The sequence below is a fragment of the Leptolyngbya sp. AS-A5 genome, assembly GCF_039962495.1.
In the GTDB taxonomy this organism is placed as follows: Bacteria; Cyanobacteriota; Cyanobacteriia; order Leptolyngbyales; family Leptolyngbyaceae; genus Leptolyngbya.
On record NZ_JAMPLL010000020.1, the window covers coordinates 23820 to 38217 of the forward strand.

General features: G+C 49.3%; 12 protein-coding genes. 4 read left to right on the plus strand and 8 right to left on the minus strand.

Annotation, left to right across the window (positions count from 1 at the left end; genetic code table 11):
- Positions 1–61 precede the first annotated feature (61 nt).
- The 3 genes from NC980_RS19005 to NC980_RS19015 all read right to left on the minus strand — a co-directional run bounded on the left by NC980_RS19005 (position 62) and on the right by NC980_RS19015 (position 4072).
- Positions 62–2269, minus strand: a complete 2208-nt coding sequence (locus tag NC980_RS19005) for a DUF3769 domain-containing protein (protein ID WP_190377340.1) — start codon at positions 2267–2269, stop codon at positions 62–64.
- 144 nt (positions 2270–2413) lie between these two features.
- On the minus strand, positions 2414–2530 hold the full coding sequence (locus tag NC980_RS19010) for a photosystem II reaction center protein I (RefSeq protein WP_190377341.1): 117 nt from the start codon (positions 2528–2530) through the stop codon (positions 2414–2416).
- A 72-nt stretch (positions 2531–2602) separates the two neighbouring features.
- The gene (locus NC980_RS19015) at positions 2603–4072 is read right to left on the minus strand and encodes a hypothetical protein (protein ID WP_190377342.1); all 1470 of its coding nucleotides are present in this window, start codon (positions 4070–4072) and stop codon (positions 2603–2605) included.
- A 53-nt stretch (positions 4073–4125) separates the two neighbouring features.
- Here NC980_RS19015 and NC980_RS19020 point away from each other — a divergent pair, with 53 nt between their 5' ends.
- Positions 4126–7197, plus strand: coding sequence for an alpha-mannosidase (locus NC980_RS19020; RefSeq protein ID WP_190377343.1), 3072 nt, complete (start codon positions 4126–4128; stop codon positions 7195–7197).
- 13 nt (positions 7198–7210) lie between these two features.
- Here NC980_RS19020 and psbN read toward each other — a convergent pair whose 3' ends face one another.
- On the minus strand, positions 7211–7342 hold the full coding sequence (gene psbN / locus NC980_RS19025; protein WP_190377344.1) for a photosystem II reaction center protein PsbN: 132 nt from the start codon (positions 7340–7342) through the stop codon (positions 7211–7213).
- A 128-nt stretch (positions 7343–7470) separates the two neighbouring features.
- On the opposite strand from psbN, the gene NC980_RS19030 reads away from it, so the two are divergent.
- Complete coding sequence (locus NC980_RS19030; RefSeq protein WP_190377345.1) at positions 7471–8028, plus strand: hypothetical protein; 558 nt, start codon at positions 7471–7473, stop codon at positions 8026–8028.
- Here NC980_RS19030 and NC980_RS19035 read toward each other — a convergent pair.
- Positions 8021–8719, minus strand: coding sequence for a uracil-DNA glycosylase (locus tag NC980_RS19035; protein WP_190377346.1), 699 nt, complete (start codon positions 8717–8719; stop codon positions 8021–8023). The genes NC980_RS19030 and NC980_RS19035 overlap by 8 nt on opposite strands.
- Before the next feature lie 164 nt (positions 8720–8883).
- On the opposite strand from NC980_RS19035, the gene NC980_RS19040 reads away from it, so the two are divergent.
- The gene (locus tag NC980_RS19040) at positions 8884–9333 is read left to right on the plus strand and encodes a universal stress protein (RefSeq protein WP_190377347.1); all 450 of its coding nucleotides are present in this window, start codon (positions 8884–8886) and stop codon (positions 9331–9333) included.
- Between the two features lie 72 nt (positions 9334–9405).
- Here NC980_RS19040 and NC980_RS19045 read toward each other — a convergent pair whose 3' ends face one another.
- Both NC980_RS19045 and fabG read right to left on the minus strand, forming a co-directional pair.
- Positions 9406–10053, minus strand: a complete 648-nt coding sequence (locus NC980_RS19045; protein WP_242027016.1) for an NAD(P)-binding domain-containing protein — start codon at positions 10051–10053, stop codon at positions 9406–9408.
- Complete coding sequence (fabG, locus tag NC980_RS19050) at positions 10031–10777, minus strand: 3-oxoacyl-[acyl-carrier-protein] reductase (protein WP_190377348.1); 747 nt, start codon at positions 10775–10777, stop codon at positions 10031–10033. Before fabG ends, NC980_RS19045 begins: the two co-directional genes overlap by 23 nt.
- Positions 10778–11001: 224 nt before the next feature.
- Between fabG and NC980_RS19055 the strand changes: the two genes are divergently transcribed.
- Positions 11002–12852: a chromosome segregation ATPase gene (locus NC980_RS19055; RefSeq protein WP_190377350.1), complete on the plus strand. Its 1851-nt coding sequence runs from the start codon at positions 11002–11004 to the stop codon at positions 12850–12852.
- On the opposite strand, the gene crtD is transcribed toward NC980_RS19055, so the two are convergent.
- Positions 12841–14346 (minus strand): C-3',4' desaturase CrtD, encoded by a 1506-nt coding sequence (gene crtD, locus NC980_RS19060; RefSeq protein WP_190377351.1) that lies wholly within the window; start codon positions 14344–14346, stop codon positions 12841–12843. The genes NC980_RS19055 and crtD overlap by 12 nt on opposite strands.
- Positions 14347–14398: the final 52 nt, after the last annotated feature.

A 14398-nucleotide genomic window follows, 5' to 3' on the forward strand; every position in this document is an offset into this window, starting at 1 on the left:
ATCTAAAAGGATTCTTCTTGAGATCAGCGACAGAGTTCTACTAGCCCGATCGCATCACTTCCTACTGGGGAGATCGGATCACGCCGCCGTCAACCGGAATTACCCCGCTGCCAGCAAACGGTTCTACACTGCCGCGAGTCCAGTTAAAGTCGCTAATTTCAAAGCCGATCGATCCAAGTTGCTGCACAGGGTTATAGCGCAGCGAAACCCCATAGGTACGACGCTTGTACTCTAAAAAGTAATCGGTACTAATTTCTCGTCCGGTTTGAATGTTGTAAGCCGTTTGGAACCCGATGCGAATCGGCCCATAAAGCTGCTGAGTAATTCCCGCATAGAGAATCCGATCGTCGGCAATTCGATCGAACAAAAACGGCGATAAGCCCGCACGAATCGCCTGAGAATAGGTGATGTTGAATGCTGTATAGTCCAAGAAATCACGCGAGAAGTGTCCAAATTGCCCGATTAAGCTGACCGCACCACTCACGCTATTTTGACTATCTCCATTGCTGTAAGACGTGGTAACTCCCGTTATTCCAACGCCCACCCCGACAAATGGGCGAATCGGAGTCGGAGAAAACCTCAGCCCCTGCTCCCGCGTAGCAGGTAAAGCGGTTCCTTGCCAGAGATTGAAGCCGCGATTGATCGCAGCACTTGCCTGAAAGCGCCCCAGGCTGATGCGATTGTTCGCTCGGATGGGGGCAAGTAAGTCTGGACGATCGGTATCTGCATTGACGTACTGATATCCCACTTGATAGCTCAGATTAATTCCGGTGTTGCCAAGCGGAATCGCAGGCGAGAAAAAGAGCGCCCCAATGCTGCTCTGGACATCTTGAAAGCCGAGCGAATTATTGAATAAGCGATTGCGATAGCTCGCTTCCAAACTGAGCGTATGCGTTCCGATCAATTGTTGCGCCCGCAGGCTGCCGCGAAATGTGTTTTCAAACCGCGAAAGATCTAAGCTCGTGAAAACGCCCTCACCTCGAACGATCGTTCGAGGCGTGACTTGAGCCGACAAACGGCTTCTTAGTCCAAACAGATTAGCAATGTTGCTTCGATCTTCAAGTGCTCTCTGCACAAAGAACTGCGGCGTGATCGTGAAATTGATCGGCGATTGCGGCAGGACGTTTAACTCACGCTGAACAAAGAAGCCGCCACGGTCTTGGGCATCATAGCCAAAATCAAACAATAAGGGCGCTCGCTGATTGCGATCGAGCACGATCGTTCGACTGGGTAACGGTAGCGTAAATCCTTGATCAAACACCAATCGATTCCGAGTCGTGCGAATTTCGTCACGCAAGGGTGAAACTCGTCTTAAGACGGCACGATCGGCTCTAAGTTCAAGTTCAGGCGGAGAGAATGGATCATTCGTGATGCGAATGTTATTGGCTTGGAAGCCTTCTGGATAAAACTCAATCTGAGCCGCTTCAAATCGCAATCGTCGCACTGAGCCGCCTGCTTGTGCCGCAGCGGGGCTACCACTTGCATTTTGTTGTGAACCAACGACCAGCCGGATTCCTCCGGCTTGAGAGACGTTATCTTGAGTTGCCAATGCACGATCGCCGACTGATCCAACTGGAACTACGCCCGCTGTGATGTTGGTTGGCAGGTTTGGATTTAGATCAGTGCCTGCTGTGGGGATGAAGATCTCGCCGCTCGCTTGTTCAACGGTTCCTTCTTCTTGAATCAGGTTGTAGCGAAACCGCTGCCCTCGCAGGATTTGATCGCCTCGTGTGAGGGTGACGTTTCCTTCTGCAACGGTCAGCCGATTGACCAGATTCACCTGTAGGCGATCGCCAGTCAATAAGGCTCCTCGGAACCGCAGCGAAACCCGACCTTCAGCTGTGAAAACTTGGCGTAACTGGTCGTATTCTTGTCGATCGGCTTTCAGTTCTAGAATGCCCTCGCTTGTCAGTCGTCCGGTTGGAATATTAAGTGGAGGATTCGTTGGGGGATTCGTTGGAGGATTACTCGGCGCGGGAGTCGGGGTAGGAGCGGGAACAGGAGTGGAGGTAGGGAGTGGGGCGGATGGCGTTGGAGAGATTTGGGTCACAGAGGCAGGAGTATCGGCTTCTGGAGGTACGGCGAAACTCCATTCTGGCTCTGAAGCAAAGATCGGTTCGGTTCCAGCGAGATCGTCTGCTCGATGTGAAGCGATTTGCGGCTCGATCGCTAGAGTTTTTGGGGGTGCAGGTTTGACCGCAAGATTGGACTTGGCGACTGGAGCAGATTGAACGATCGCAGGCGGTACAGGTGGAACCGAATAAGGCATATCAATCAGGGTTTAGCTTGAAGCAGACAGCAGGAAATATCGGCACTCTAGCCGATTGACGGGGATTTAGACAAATTGATTCCGAATGTTGTGATAAAAAAAGGGCAGTCATCTGCCCTAGCACTCTCATAGCGCGAGAAGTGATTATTCTAAGTCGCGACGGTTGGGGTTCCGTGCTGGGTCGTTTGAAAGGAACCCAAACACGAACAAACCGACAAAGAAAGCGACAGTGATGTAAACAACGACTTTAAGTGTGAGCATATGAATGACTCCAAAGGCAATGGCGGATAGTTTGCAGTTCGTCCCTTTATCTTACAGGAGTGCGCGATCGTTTTAGTTTCGACGCGTGAGCCAGCGCCACAAGATGACTAGCCGCTGTTCGATCCACAAAATGCCGGAATCGAGCCATTTCAGGACTTTCTGCCAGGGTGTGAGGACGTATTCCACATGCGTTGCTGGAGTCTCGATCCAATCAAATGCCGTTACGACTTCTGAGGGTTCTGCGGTTCTTGCTACAGGACTGTGTGCGTGAGTTGACGTGATTTCAGTGGAAGACGACTCCGGACTGACAAGTTGCGATCGCGCTTCAACGTAAATCTGTTCGATTGAGGTTTCTTGTTGCACAACGATCAGGCTTTCTTGCCGCACGATGATTTTTGATTTTCGCTGAATTGCGATCGCGCCTGAAAGTTTTCTCAATGCTTCGCGGACTTGCTGACGCAGAGAAGGCCTAAAAGAGAACGATCGCGGTTCTTCAAATCCGGTCGCTCTTCCTTCGAGAATCAAAGGTTCCTGTGCATCATGCGTTGCAAGGTTTTTACGAAATAGATGGGCAAATCCTAAGCTTGGGGAAGCCTCAACCGCTCCAGGCAATCCAGCTTGAGTCGGAGCAAATTGGGTACGCTCTCCAAAAAAGTAACGGATTGCCGCCCAGATCAGGGCTTCTAGATCTGAGAAGTTGGGGAGTTGAGCAAACCAGGCAGTGAGGTTTTTGGGATTGGGCGATCGCCCAATTAAGCTGCTAGGGTTCCAAGCAGAAAGCGGAACAGAAGGCACAAACCAATCGAGTTCATTCGGCTGTGTGACCAGTTCGGCTTCTTGGAATAGGTTAAGGGCGATCGCAACTGGGCTGGCTTGAACCCATGCCATGAGTTGCCGAAACACTCGGATCGGGGGCAGTAAGGTTTCTCGATCTTCGGGAAGCGAGAGCGGTGCGGATTTGAGATAAAGCTTGCGTCGCCATTGCCAGTAACGTGCGAGTTCTAATCGAATGCGGTGTTCGATTTGGCGCTGTTGCTCTGGGGTGAGCGTATCGAGAATGATATTGCCGTCAAGAATCAAGACAAGGTTGCGCGTATCGACGAGAGAAGCGATCGCTTGAATTTGATACGGATTCGACACGGCTAAATTCTCAGGGTCTCGACGTGCCAAGAATCGCCCAATCAGAACCAGTGGGTGACGCTCTCTTAATGCAGGTAAGTTTCCGCCGCTAACTAACGCTCGTTTTACCGCAGTGAGCACGTTTTGAATCGGGGCATCACTTAAATTGGCATCGGGATCAATGGCGATTTCTTCTCGACTCATCCGCAATCGCAGCACCGCTTTTTCCACCCGTTGCCCAATTTGCTGAGCGATCGCCCTGGTTCCCTGAAATGCAGCGTAAATCGGATAGAGCAGAATTTGAGTTGTCCAGATTGTCGTGATTTTAGCGTGTCGCAGGAGTGTGGCGCTTTTGTCCGCGAGTTTCTGGGTCTGCCGTGTAACGAAGTTAAATAATTGGCTTTGATAGCGTCGAGAAGTCATAGACTGAGGGACGATATTACGACGATCGCACGTTTCACCCTCATCATATCGGTATGACTGACGTTCTCACTGCTTCTTTTATCGAGCGCTTACGAAATTTAGTACAAGCTGATGCAATTGAGGGTTGGGGGGTGTGCGAAGATTGCGCGGTCGAGAATATTTCCACACAATCGCTCACAAAAATTGAACTAAATGAGAAGCGCTATTTGGTGTGGGAAAAAGGGCGCAAAGTTCGCTGGTTTTACCAAGAATTCGGTTTGCCTGAAGCGCTGAATGAGTATCCGTTAGCGGGGTTAACGCTGAGATTGGCATTAACTTGGTGGGCGGAATTGGCTGAAGTTTATGTCAACGGTCGGAAAGTTCAAGAGGGTGATTTATTTGATCATTCTTGTCGGGTTGTTCTGAGTTCAAATGTCGTTCCAGGTGAGAAAGTTGCGGTTGCAATTCGATTAGCGAGTCCGGGGCATGACATTGGGGGGCTCATGCGATCGCGCCTCATCTACGAATCCAATTACGACGAAATTGATCCAGGATTTGTCGCAGATGAATTAGAAGTAATTCAGGGCTATATTGATGCGTTTGAGTTAGATCAACCTGAGATTAACTTGGATTGGAAGGTTGACGATCAACAATATTTTCATCAATCTCTAGAAGCCTTAAGAACCTCGCTTTTACCGCTCAGTTCTCAAATTAAACAACATACAATTTTTCTTCTTGGTCATGCTCATTTAGATATGGCTTGGCTTTGGGATGTTGAGGAAACTTGGAGAGCAGCAGAACGCACATTTGTTTCTGTTCTCAATTTGCAAAAAGATTTTCCTGAGCTTACGTTTTGTCACACCACACCCGCTTTATACGAGTGGATTGAACAGAATCGACCGGAGATTTTTGCCCAAATTCAAGCGCAAGTAAAAGCAGGAAAATGGGAAATTGTCGGCGGAATGTGGGTTGAACCAGAGATGAACTTGATTAATGCGGAATCGATCGCACGTCATCTCTTATATGGTCAACGATACTGTCAAGAAAAGTTTGGCGAAATCTGTCGCGTTGCATGGCTTCCCGATACCTTTGGCTTCAATTGGCAAACTCCACAATTTCTCAAGCTTGCAGGAATTGATTATTTTGTGACGCAGAAGCTTCGATGGAATGATACGACGCAGTTTCCGTATGAATGGTTTAACTGGCAAGCACCGGATGGAAGTCAAGTTAAAAGTTTAATGTCATCCCCGATCGGTGAAGGAATTGAGCCGATCAAAATGGCAAAATTCGCTTGGGATTGGGTAAGAAAAACCGGACAGCCGAATGCGCTTTGGCTATTTGGCGTGGGTGATCACGGTGGAGGCCCGACTCGCGATATGTTGGAAATTGCGGAACGGTGGAAGCGATCGCCCTTTTTTCCAAAGTTAGAATTCACCACTGCATTGAGATATTTAGAAAACTTAGAAACTCCAAAAGAGACTTGGAACGATGAGCTTTATTTAGAATTTCATCGCGGTTGTTATACAACACATGGCGATCAAAAACGATTTAATCGGGAAGCAGAAGCTCGGCTACATCTTGTCGAACTGGATGCTTCTTTATCTTCGAGTTTGACAACCTCAAGCTACTTAAAGACAGATTTAGAAGAAGCTTGGAAAGTTGTTCTATTCAATCAGTTCCATGATATTTTGCCAGGTTCATCAATTCGCGAAGTTTACAATACCGCAGTCGTTAAGCAGTTTGAGTTTGGAGATATTCTTGACAAAGTTTACGGCAAATCGAATATTGGGACGCAAATTAAGCTTCCTGTTCCGCCCCATCCAGAAGCAGAACTTGTTGTAGTTTTTAATCCATCAAGTTGGGAAAGATCTGGGATTGTTACGGCAGATTTAATAAAGTCTGTTTCAGACGAACGGAACTGGAAAATTTGCAATTTAAATGGTGAAGATGTTCAAGTTCAAATAGAGAAATCTTGGATTAACACAGGCGAGTTTTGCGTTTATTGTTACTCATTTTGGGCAGAAACCATTCCATCTGTCGGCTATCGATGCTTTTGGCTCTATCCCGGTGAGCCTTTATTGCCTGATACGAATGTATCTTCCGATGAGTTCATCTTAGAAAATGAGTTTATTAAAGCGATCGTTGATTTTGAAACAGGTAGCTTATCTAGCGTTTTTGATAAAGTGAACGATCGCGAAATTCTAAACGGGCTTGGAAATGATCTTCAAGCTTTTCAAGATAGTGGGCAGTACTGGGACGCTTGGAATATTGATCCGAACTATGCCGCTCACCCTCTCGATCGTTCTAGATTGCTAGAGATTAAATATCGAAAATGGGGATCTTTGATCCCTGGAGTTGAAGTTAAACGAGCGATCGGAGAATCTATTTTTCAGCAGTGGTATTACTTGGAGCCTGATTCACCTATTCTGAGCATATACACGTCAGTCAATTGGCAGGAACGGCACGTTTTAGTAAAAGCTGCGTTTCCGCTTAACCTAAAAGTTAATTTCGCGACTTATGAAATGGCAGGCGGCGCGATTGAGCGAACTACTCGCCCCGAAACCGAAGCCGAAAAAGCGAAATGGGAAGTTCCCGCACTTGGATGGGTGGATCTGAATGATGGAGAATACGGCGTTAGTCTTTTAAGTGATTGCAAGCACGGTTTCGACTGCCAATCTGACCAAATTCGTCTTACTTTGCTGCGTGGCTCAGAATTTCCAGATCCTAAAGCGGATTTAGGTTCTCACGAATTTACTTACGCCCTGTATCCTCATGCTGGAACTTGGAAAACTGCTCAAACCACGCGGAAAGCGACTGAACTTTTACAGCCCTTAGAAGTCTTCACACTCGATCAACCTTCCGAAAACGGCACACTCCCGCCCGTCTACTCATTCCTCGACCTCCAATCCGAAAATCTCATTCTCTCTAGCCTGAAGCAATCCGAAGACAATCCAGACGAGTACATTCTGCGCTGTTACGAATGCCACGGCGAATCCGCACAACTCAACCTAAAAGGCGACTTCGAGATCGTTGAAGCGCTTGACTTACTCGAACGTCCCCTCCAAGTTCCCGATCGCATCCGCCCCTGGGAAATTCGGACATACAAAATTAAGAAGAGGCAAAATCAAAAAGAGGGCATCTGCTGACACCCTCTAATCGTTAGTCTTCATGATCTTCAAACGGATCTTCCAAATTCGCGGAAGGTGGACCAAACGCGGTATAGATCGCGAATCCGGTGATTCCAACGATCGCAGCGCAAATCGAGATATTCAGTGCGAATGCGGGTTCCATATTTAGTAAAAAATGAGAGGAATGTCCCTATCGTATTACAAATTTTAACAATTTGCGAAAAGCCTAACATAGTAAAACGACTCTCGAATTTGGTACAGTAAACATCCTGCTAGGGATATAGGCTCTCCATGCTACTCAACGAAAAGCAACAGCGAATCCTAGAGGTGATTGATGCCGGAAATACCACCGGAGAAAGTATTGCAACTGCAATCGGTTCTTCGATGCAGATGATTCGCTACTACTTAGATACACTGTCCGAAGATGGATACCTCAAAGTTGCAAAAGTTTACGACAACGCTACCCGCGAGTTTCAGGTGGTCAGAGCCTATCTTACCGATAAAGGAAAAGCGTCGATCGTTAAAACGCCGGTAATCGATTCACCCGCAGAGGCTACCGCAGATGTGCAGCAAATCCTCAAAGCGCTTGATTTACTTCAGCCGATCGTCGAAAAGCTACCGAGCGATCGGGCTGAAATTGCGGCAGTTTACCTCGAAGATCTGCAAAACGAAATGAAAGTGGCTTACCGTCGCAAACCCCAACGGATCAAAGCCTATTTCTTAGCGTTCGCCGGAACAGTTCTTCCCGTGATTCAGCAAACCGATCAGGCGAATGTCTTTACTGAAAACGTGCGGTTTCTCTCAACTCAATGGGATATTACGGTAAGACTGCCTGAAAGCGTTACTTAGCTTGAATTTCGTCAAGCTTCGCTCTCACCGCTTGAATATCCTGCCACATTAGCCATTTCGGGCTACCCTTTTCTTTCGATTGATTTCTCAACAGATAAGCAGGGTGAAAAATCGGCATATAGAAGCGATCGTCCTTCTCGATCCACTGCCCCCGCACCTTCGTAATCCCTTGCTTGATGCCAACCAGTGCCCTCATCGCTGTCGCGCCCGTCAGCAAAATGATCTTCGGATTCACCATACGAATCTGCTCGGACAAGTATCCTTTGCACGCTTCTGCTTCATCGGTCGTCGGAGTGCGGTTTTCCGGCGGACGGCACTTCACCACGTTACAGATAAAAACGTGCTCCTCGGTTGTGAGATGCACAGCGGCGAGAATGCGATCAAGCAGTTGCCCTGATCGACCGACAAACGGCACACCCGTTTCGTCCTCAGTTTGTCCTGGCCCTTCGCCCACAATCATGATCGGTGCGTTCAAATTACCGCGCCCAATCACCGCATGAGTCCGTGAGGCTCCCAAATCGCAGCGATGACAGTGATTACAATGAGCGCTCATCTGCTCCATTGTTTGATACGTGCCTGTGGGAATTGGAATCTTTGCGCTCGTCGGAATCAACTCCGGATCAAAGCCACTCGGTGTCGATGGCTCGGTCGCAGGAATATCAAACAGGCTGATTTGTTCGTCGTTCACCATGAATCCGTCGGCAGAAATTATTCAGTCTATAAATTTTAGAAGGAATTCGGTCACGCTGCGGCAATCCAAAGACGGAAAGAAGCTTAAGGGAATCCGATCGTTTCTGAAACCAGAGAAAGACTGCGCTAGAGTGATCTCGTGGTGCTCTGTTGGGGAAACCTCCGATGCTGAATACTGTTCTCGTTGCGTTGGATGTAACAGCAAATCCTCCAATTGCAAAATCAGAACTCTCCGACCAAGTGCTAAAAACGCTGCAAGAACTCCATCTCGAAGCTCGATCGAAAGTCGTTTTGGCGCACGTCGTTCCGTCGAACCAATCCGAAGTAGAAGTGGTCGTCGATCGACCCGCAACCGCTGTCGAACATTTTCCCTACAGCCAAATTGAGCAGCAGCTACACGCCTATCAACGGCGCTTAGACTGCGAGAGCGCTGTCGAAATCGTCATCGGAGATCCAGCCGAAGAGATTGTCCGCCTTGCGAAGATCCACAATGCAGATTTAATCGTGTTGGGGAGCCGAGGCTTAACCGGAATGAAGCGGATTCTCCTTGGCTCGGTTAGCAGTCAGATTGTTGAAGATGCCCCCTGCTCGGTTTTGGTGGTGAAGCCAAAATAGACCAACCTGAAAGCGCCTCGATTTAGGGGCATCCCGGATTTAACATCGAAGTGAACTCCTCTCGAACCAGCGTTAGATCAGAGACGTGACTAACTGCTGTGCTTCATTCGCGAGCATCGGACGGTTGTACAACACGCCTCCCGGCTCTTGATGAATTGCCTGAGTGAGATTGCCCGTGTCCATGCCGATAAAGCCGCTCTCGATAATCAGTTGAGCCACGATCGCTTTCGCCTCTGCATCATTCCCACAGTAAAACACCGTATAAGGTTCAGACCGATGCGCTTCGTTCGCAAACGTTGCAGTCGGTAGCGTGTTGTAGGCTTTCACAACTTTTGTATTTGGCAGTTTTGCCGCGAGCTCTAGACCCGAACTTGCATCCGGCACTCGATGAAGTTTGCCGTTCTCGCGCTCATAAGGATTGGTGGCATCGACCAAAATCTTGCCATCGAGTGATCCAGCCGCCGCGATCGCTTCGTCGATCGTCGTGTAATAACACGCCAGCAGAATCACATCCGCAAACTCCGCCGCTTCTGCCACGGTTCCCGCCCGCGTATTCTCTCCGGTAATCAAATTCGATAGCTGTTCTGGATTGCGAGAACTGAAGAAAACTTCGTGTCCCGCTTTTGCCCAGAGAGTGCCGATCGTGCCGCCAATTCCCCCCGCCCCAATCACGCCAATCTTCATCTTCGTTGCTCCATTACGCCATGACCATGCCGCCATCGACATTCATCACCTGTCCCGTAATATAGCCAGCCGCAGGAGAGGCTGCAAGGAAGCAAATCATTCCGGCGACTTCTTCCGGCTTACCATAACGGCTGAGCGGGATAAATTTGAGAATTTCATCTGCCTTTAAGTCATGCGTCATATCGGTCTCGATGAATCCGGGTGCAACCGCATTCACTGTAATTCCTCGGCTGGCGAGTTCCTTCGCAACTGTTTTGGTAAATCCGATCACGCCCGCTTTCGCGGCACTGTAATTTGCTTGCCCTGGATTGCCCATTTGTCCGGCAACTGAGGTGATATTTACAATCCGTCCACTGCGTTGTTTCAGCATAATTTTGCTCACGGCTCTGGTGCAGAGGAAGACCCCAGTAAGATTCAAATCAATCACCGCTTGCCATTCTTCAGGCTTCATTCTCAGCAACAACGTATCGCGAGTAATTCCTGCATTGTTCACCAACACATCGATTCTGCCGTATTTCTCCATCGTGGCTTCAATCAGCGCATCGACTTGATCGGCTTTCGACACATCGGCTTTCACCGCGATCGCACTTCCGCCTTTTTCGGTAATTAGCGCCACCACTTCATCTGCCGCACCGCTAGAACTGGCGTAATTCACGACCACTGATGCGCCTTCGTTTGCGAGTGCTAGCGCCGTCGCCCGCCCAATTCCGCGTGATGCACCCGTGACGATCGCGACTTTTCCTTGCAGTTGCGCTTCCATGAATCCTGACCTGATATAAATGTGCGGATCTGATCATATCGGGATCAGGCAAACGCAGACCAGCCAAATCCAGGTTTTACGCGCTGCGCTTGCTTGATCATTTCTTGAAAAGATGATTAACTCAAACCACTTGAGGTTATTTTTTCCCTGAATGGGGGGTAGGATGGCTTCTAACGCGATCGCTTTCATTCCCTGATCGCATTCTTGCAGTTTTACACCCATCTATGACCAGAGATCGCGGCATTTCCAATCGTCGGAACCCTAAACCGTCACGTCGATCGAGCAATCGCACTCCGGAGAAACAACCGATTAAAACGGTTAAAGAACCTCCTCACGGTGAGGGAAAACTAGATCGAATGGCGATCGTCGATCGATTTCATCGGCTCAAAAAATGGCTGCTGAACGACTGGAGAGCCATGATTGCCCTAGGGTTTGTAGTGACTGGAGGCACCACCGCCTTGTCGCTTGCGTTTCTGTTCAAACTTCCTGCTGTTCCGAATTGTCCATCGATCTTTTGGCCCCTCGCTTCGGCTTCTCTGCGTTTACACTGTGCTGAAATTGCCGCCAACAAGCGCACCACCAAAGATTTATTAGAGGCGATCGAGCTTGTCAAAAGCCTGCCGCCCGATCACCCCCTCTACAACGAAGCCAAGCGCTTCATCGAACTGTGGGCACAAGAAATTTTGAATCTAGGCGAAGAAGCATTTCAAGCCGGAAGACTCGACGAAGCGATTAGTACCGCGAGAAAAGTTCCGAGAATTGGCAGTGCTTACCAGCAAGTTGAAGACAAAATCACGCGCTGGGAGCAAATCTGGACTTCAGCCGAAACGCTTTACCGAAAAGCAGAAGACGCGCTGCGGAAACAGAGAGTGCAGATTGCATTGACCGAGGCAGGACGATTGTTGTCGATCGATAACATCTTCTGGCAAACCACCAAATACCAAGAACTCAGCAATAAAATCACAGCCACCCGCGAAGACATTACCAAAATTGGCAAAGCGAAGAATCTAGTCGAATCCGGTGGAGTCAAGAATTTCCTAGAGGCGATTAAGCTCTTAACCAGTATCGGCAACCAGAGTTACGTTTATCAAGTCGCTCAAGAAGTGATCGGGGAGACCAGTCAGAAGATGCTGGATTTTGCAGAAGCGGCACTCGATCGCAAAGACTTAACCACTGCACTCGATGTGATCAGGCAAATCCCGACGAGCGCAAATTTGCAGAAAGAAGTCGAAGATTTTGAAACGTTAGCTAGTGCGGTCAGCAGAATTTGGAACGGTGCTCCCGAAGATTACGATGCGGCGATCGCTCAAGCTCAGAAAGTTGGTTCCGATCGTCCCTTATTCAGCAGAGCGCAGAGGTTGATTGCTCGCTGGCAGGCTGAAAAGGTGGATATCGCCCAACTGAATCGCGCTCGTCAATTGGCACAATCCACCCGACCTGAAGATCTCCAAGCCGCGATCGCAACTGCTTCTCAAATTCCCAGTTCTAATCCCAAAGCCAAAGAAGCACGGCAACTCATTGACCAAATCACCACCGAATTTCAGAGCAGTGAAGACCGTCCCTTAATCGATCAAGCCGAACAAATTGCCAACCGTGGCGATGCTAGTTCTTTGCAGCAAGCGATCGATCTGCTGAGCCGGATTTCGTCGCGTCGCGCTCTGGGGCAAGAAGCTGCAACCAAACGGCAACAATACGCCCGCCAGCTTCAATCGATTCGCGACCAAGAACGGGCAGCAACTCAACCTGATCCGCTGGTGCAAGATCGAATTGAAGGCAATGCCCTAGCTGAGCAAACGCTACAAGAAGCTCGAACGATCGCAAATGGCGGCACCGTCGATGCGATCGCAGATGCGATTCGCAAAGCAGATAGCGTGGCGCTGTCTAGCCCAATGCGTGAAGAGGCGCGATCGCTGATCGATCAATGGAGCCAGCAGCTTTTACAAACGGCAATGTCGCAAGCCAGCGCTGATCCAGCAGGCGCGATCGCGATCGCCCAAAAAATCCCGCTTGGAACTAGCGCCCATGAGCAAGCACAATCGCTGATTCCCCTATGGCAACAAAACCTAAGACGTTAACGCTTCGATCTGACGCACCACGGTTAATGCAGAATAACTCACGCCTGCGGTGCCTTCTCCGGGATGAGTTGAATCGCCGACAAGCCAAAGATTCTGAACCGGAGTTCGATTGGCAAATCCAAACGGGCCAAATGTGGGAATACGCTGACCAATACCACCGACCATTCCTTCGATACGAGCTGTAAATCGCTCAAAGGTTTGAGGAGTTGCTGCTTCTTGATACACAATCGTCTCCGGAGTCAGCGTGAAATAGCGTCCTAGCTTCTCGATAGCTTCTGCCGCATATCGCTGCTTCATGCCTTCGTAATCACCGCTATTTTTCCAAGCTCCCGTATCGGTAAACGATGAGGCGACGATCGTGGCTTTTCCGCTGGGCGCACGTCCGTCTCCTTCGTGGCTGACCGACACAAACAGGGAATTGTTTTCACCGATCGCGCCGTCATAATCGTAGAGAAACTGCAAATGTGGCGGACAATCTGTGGGAATGGCAGCGCGATCGACTCCCAAATAAATCACAAACGCACCAGAAGCAGGCGGCAATTTATCGACGCGACGACGATATCCTTCAGGTGCAGCTTCCCCTAACAGTTCAACTAAATTCTGCACGGTAACATTGGTGACCACATGATCAGCGGGCTCAATCCAAGTTTCACCGGTTTTTTGATTGCGGATTGTAACCCCGGTCGTGCGCCCGGATTCAGTGTGAATTTGCTCAACCGTGTGACGCATCAAAAGTCTGCCGCGATCGCGGTTGAGCGCCTCAACCAGACGATCGCTCAAAACCTGCATACTGCCTTGAAGATGAAATAATCCCTGTGGTGCTTGAGACACACTTAATGCAGTCGCCGCATACAGGAGCGCTGTTTCATCCGCATCGACTTGCGAATATAGTTTCAGTTGCAAGTCAAGAAAAGTGTGCAGTCGGCGATCGTGGGTCAATCCAAACGTTCGCAACGCATCCCCTACGGTTGAAAACGCATGGGGCAGCGTCAGCAGCGTATCGGGGCGAACTGCCTTCGTCAATTGCCACAAGTCCCAAATATTTCGCGGCGGCAGCACCGGATCACGCGACTGAAACGCCCAACTATAGCGAAATAAGTCCTTCAACAATTGCCAGAACGGTTCACTTCCGGGAAACTGGCGATTACGCTCGGTTTTCCATTGCTCTGGATCGCGCCACACTCGAATCGGCTCAGTTTCACCCGGAAGAAAGACCGCGCAGGCGGGATCACAATCCGTTGCGACAGGAAGCTCGATCGCGAGTTCTGTAAAAATCCGATGATGAATTCCACCTGGTTCTAAGCCTGCAACCTGAGTCGCGCCGACATCAAAGGTAAAGCCTTGTCGTTTGAATGTTGAAGCGCATCCACCGGGGACAAGTGCCTGATCTAAGGCGAGAACCTCATATCCGCGATGAGCAAGCAGCGCTGCTGCCGTTAATCCACCAATTCCCGCACCCACAACGACGACTTTTCGGGAAGAGTTGCTCTGCATTGCTTAACATTTTTTAACATCTTGCCTTCATTGTAGTGAATTGCAGAACCAA

Coding starts and splice junctions, on each gene's coding strand:
- NC980_RS19005 (WP_190377340.1), bottom strand. CDS start 2,269: ATGCCTTATTCGGTTCCACCTGTACCGCCTGCGATCGTTCAATCTGCT.
- NC980_RS19010 (WP_190377341.1), bottom strand. CDS start 2,530: ATGCTCACACTTAAAGTCGTTGTTTACATCACTGTCGCTTTCTTTGTC.
- NC980_RS19015 (WP_190377342.1), bottom strand. CDS start 4,072: ATGACTTCTCGACGCTATCAAAGCCAATTATTTAACTTCGTTACACGG.
- NC980_RS19020 (WP_190377343.1), top strand. CDS start 4,126: ATGACTGACGTTCTCACTGCTTCTTTTATCGAGCGCTTACGAAATTTA.
- psbN (WP_190377344.1), bottom strand. CDS start 7,342: ATGGAACCCGCATTCGCACTGAATATCTCGATTTGCGCTGCGATCGTT.
- NC980_RS19030 (WP_190377345.1), top strand. CDS start 7,471: ATGCTACTCAACGAAAAGCAACAGCGAATCCTAGAGGTGATTGATGCC.
- NC980_RS19035 (WP_190377346.1), bottom strand. CDS start 8,719: ATGGTGAACGACGAACAAATCAGCCTGTTTGATATTCCTGCGACCGAG.
- NC980_RS19040 (WP_190377347.1), top strand. CDS start 8,884: ATGCTGAATACTGTTCTCGTTGCGTTGGATGTAACAGCAAATCCTCCA.
- NC980_RS19045 (WP_242027016.1), bottom strand. CDS start 10,053: ATGGCGGCATGGTCATGGCGTAATGGAGCAACGAAGATGAAGATTGGC.
- fabG (WP_190377348.1), bottom strand. CDS start 10,777: ATGGAAGCGCAACTGCAAGGAAAAGTCGCGATCGTCACGGGTGCATCA.
- NC980_RS19055 (WP_190377350.1), top strand. CDS start 11,002: ATGACCAGAGATCGCGGCATTTCCAATCGTCGGAACCCTAAACCGTCA.
- crtD (WP_190377351.1), bottom strand. CDS start 14,346: ATGCAGAGCAACTCTTCCCGAAAAGTCGTCGTTGTGGGTGCGGGAATT.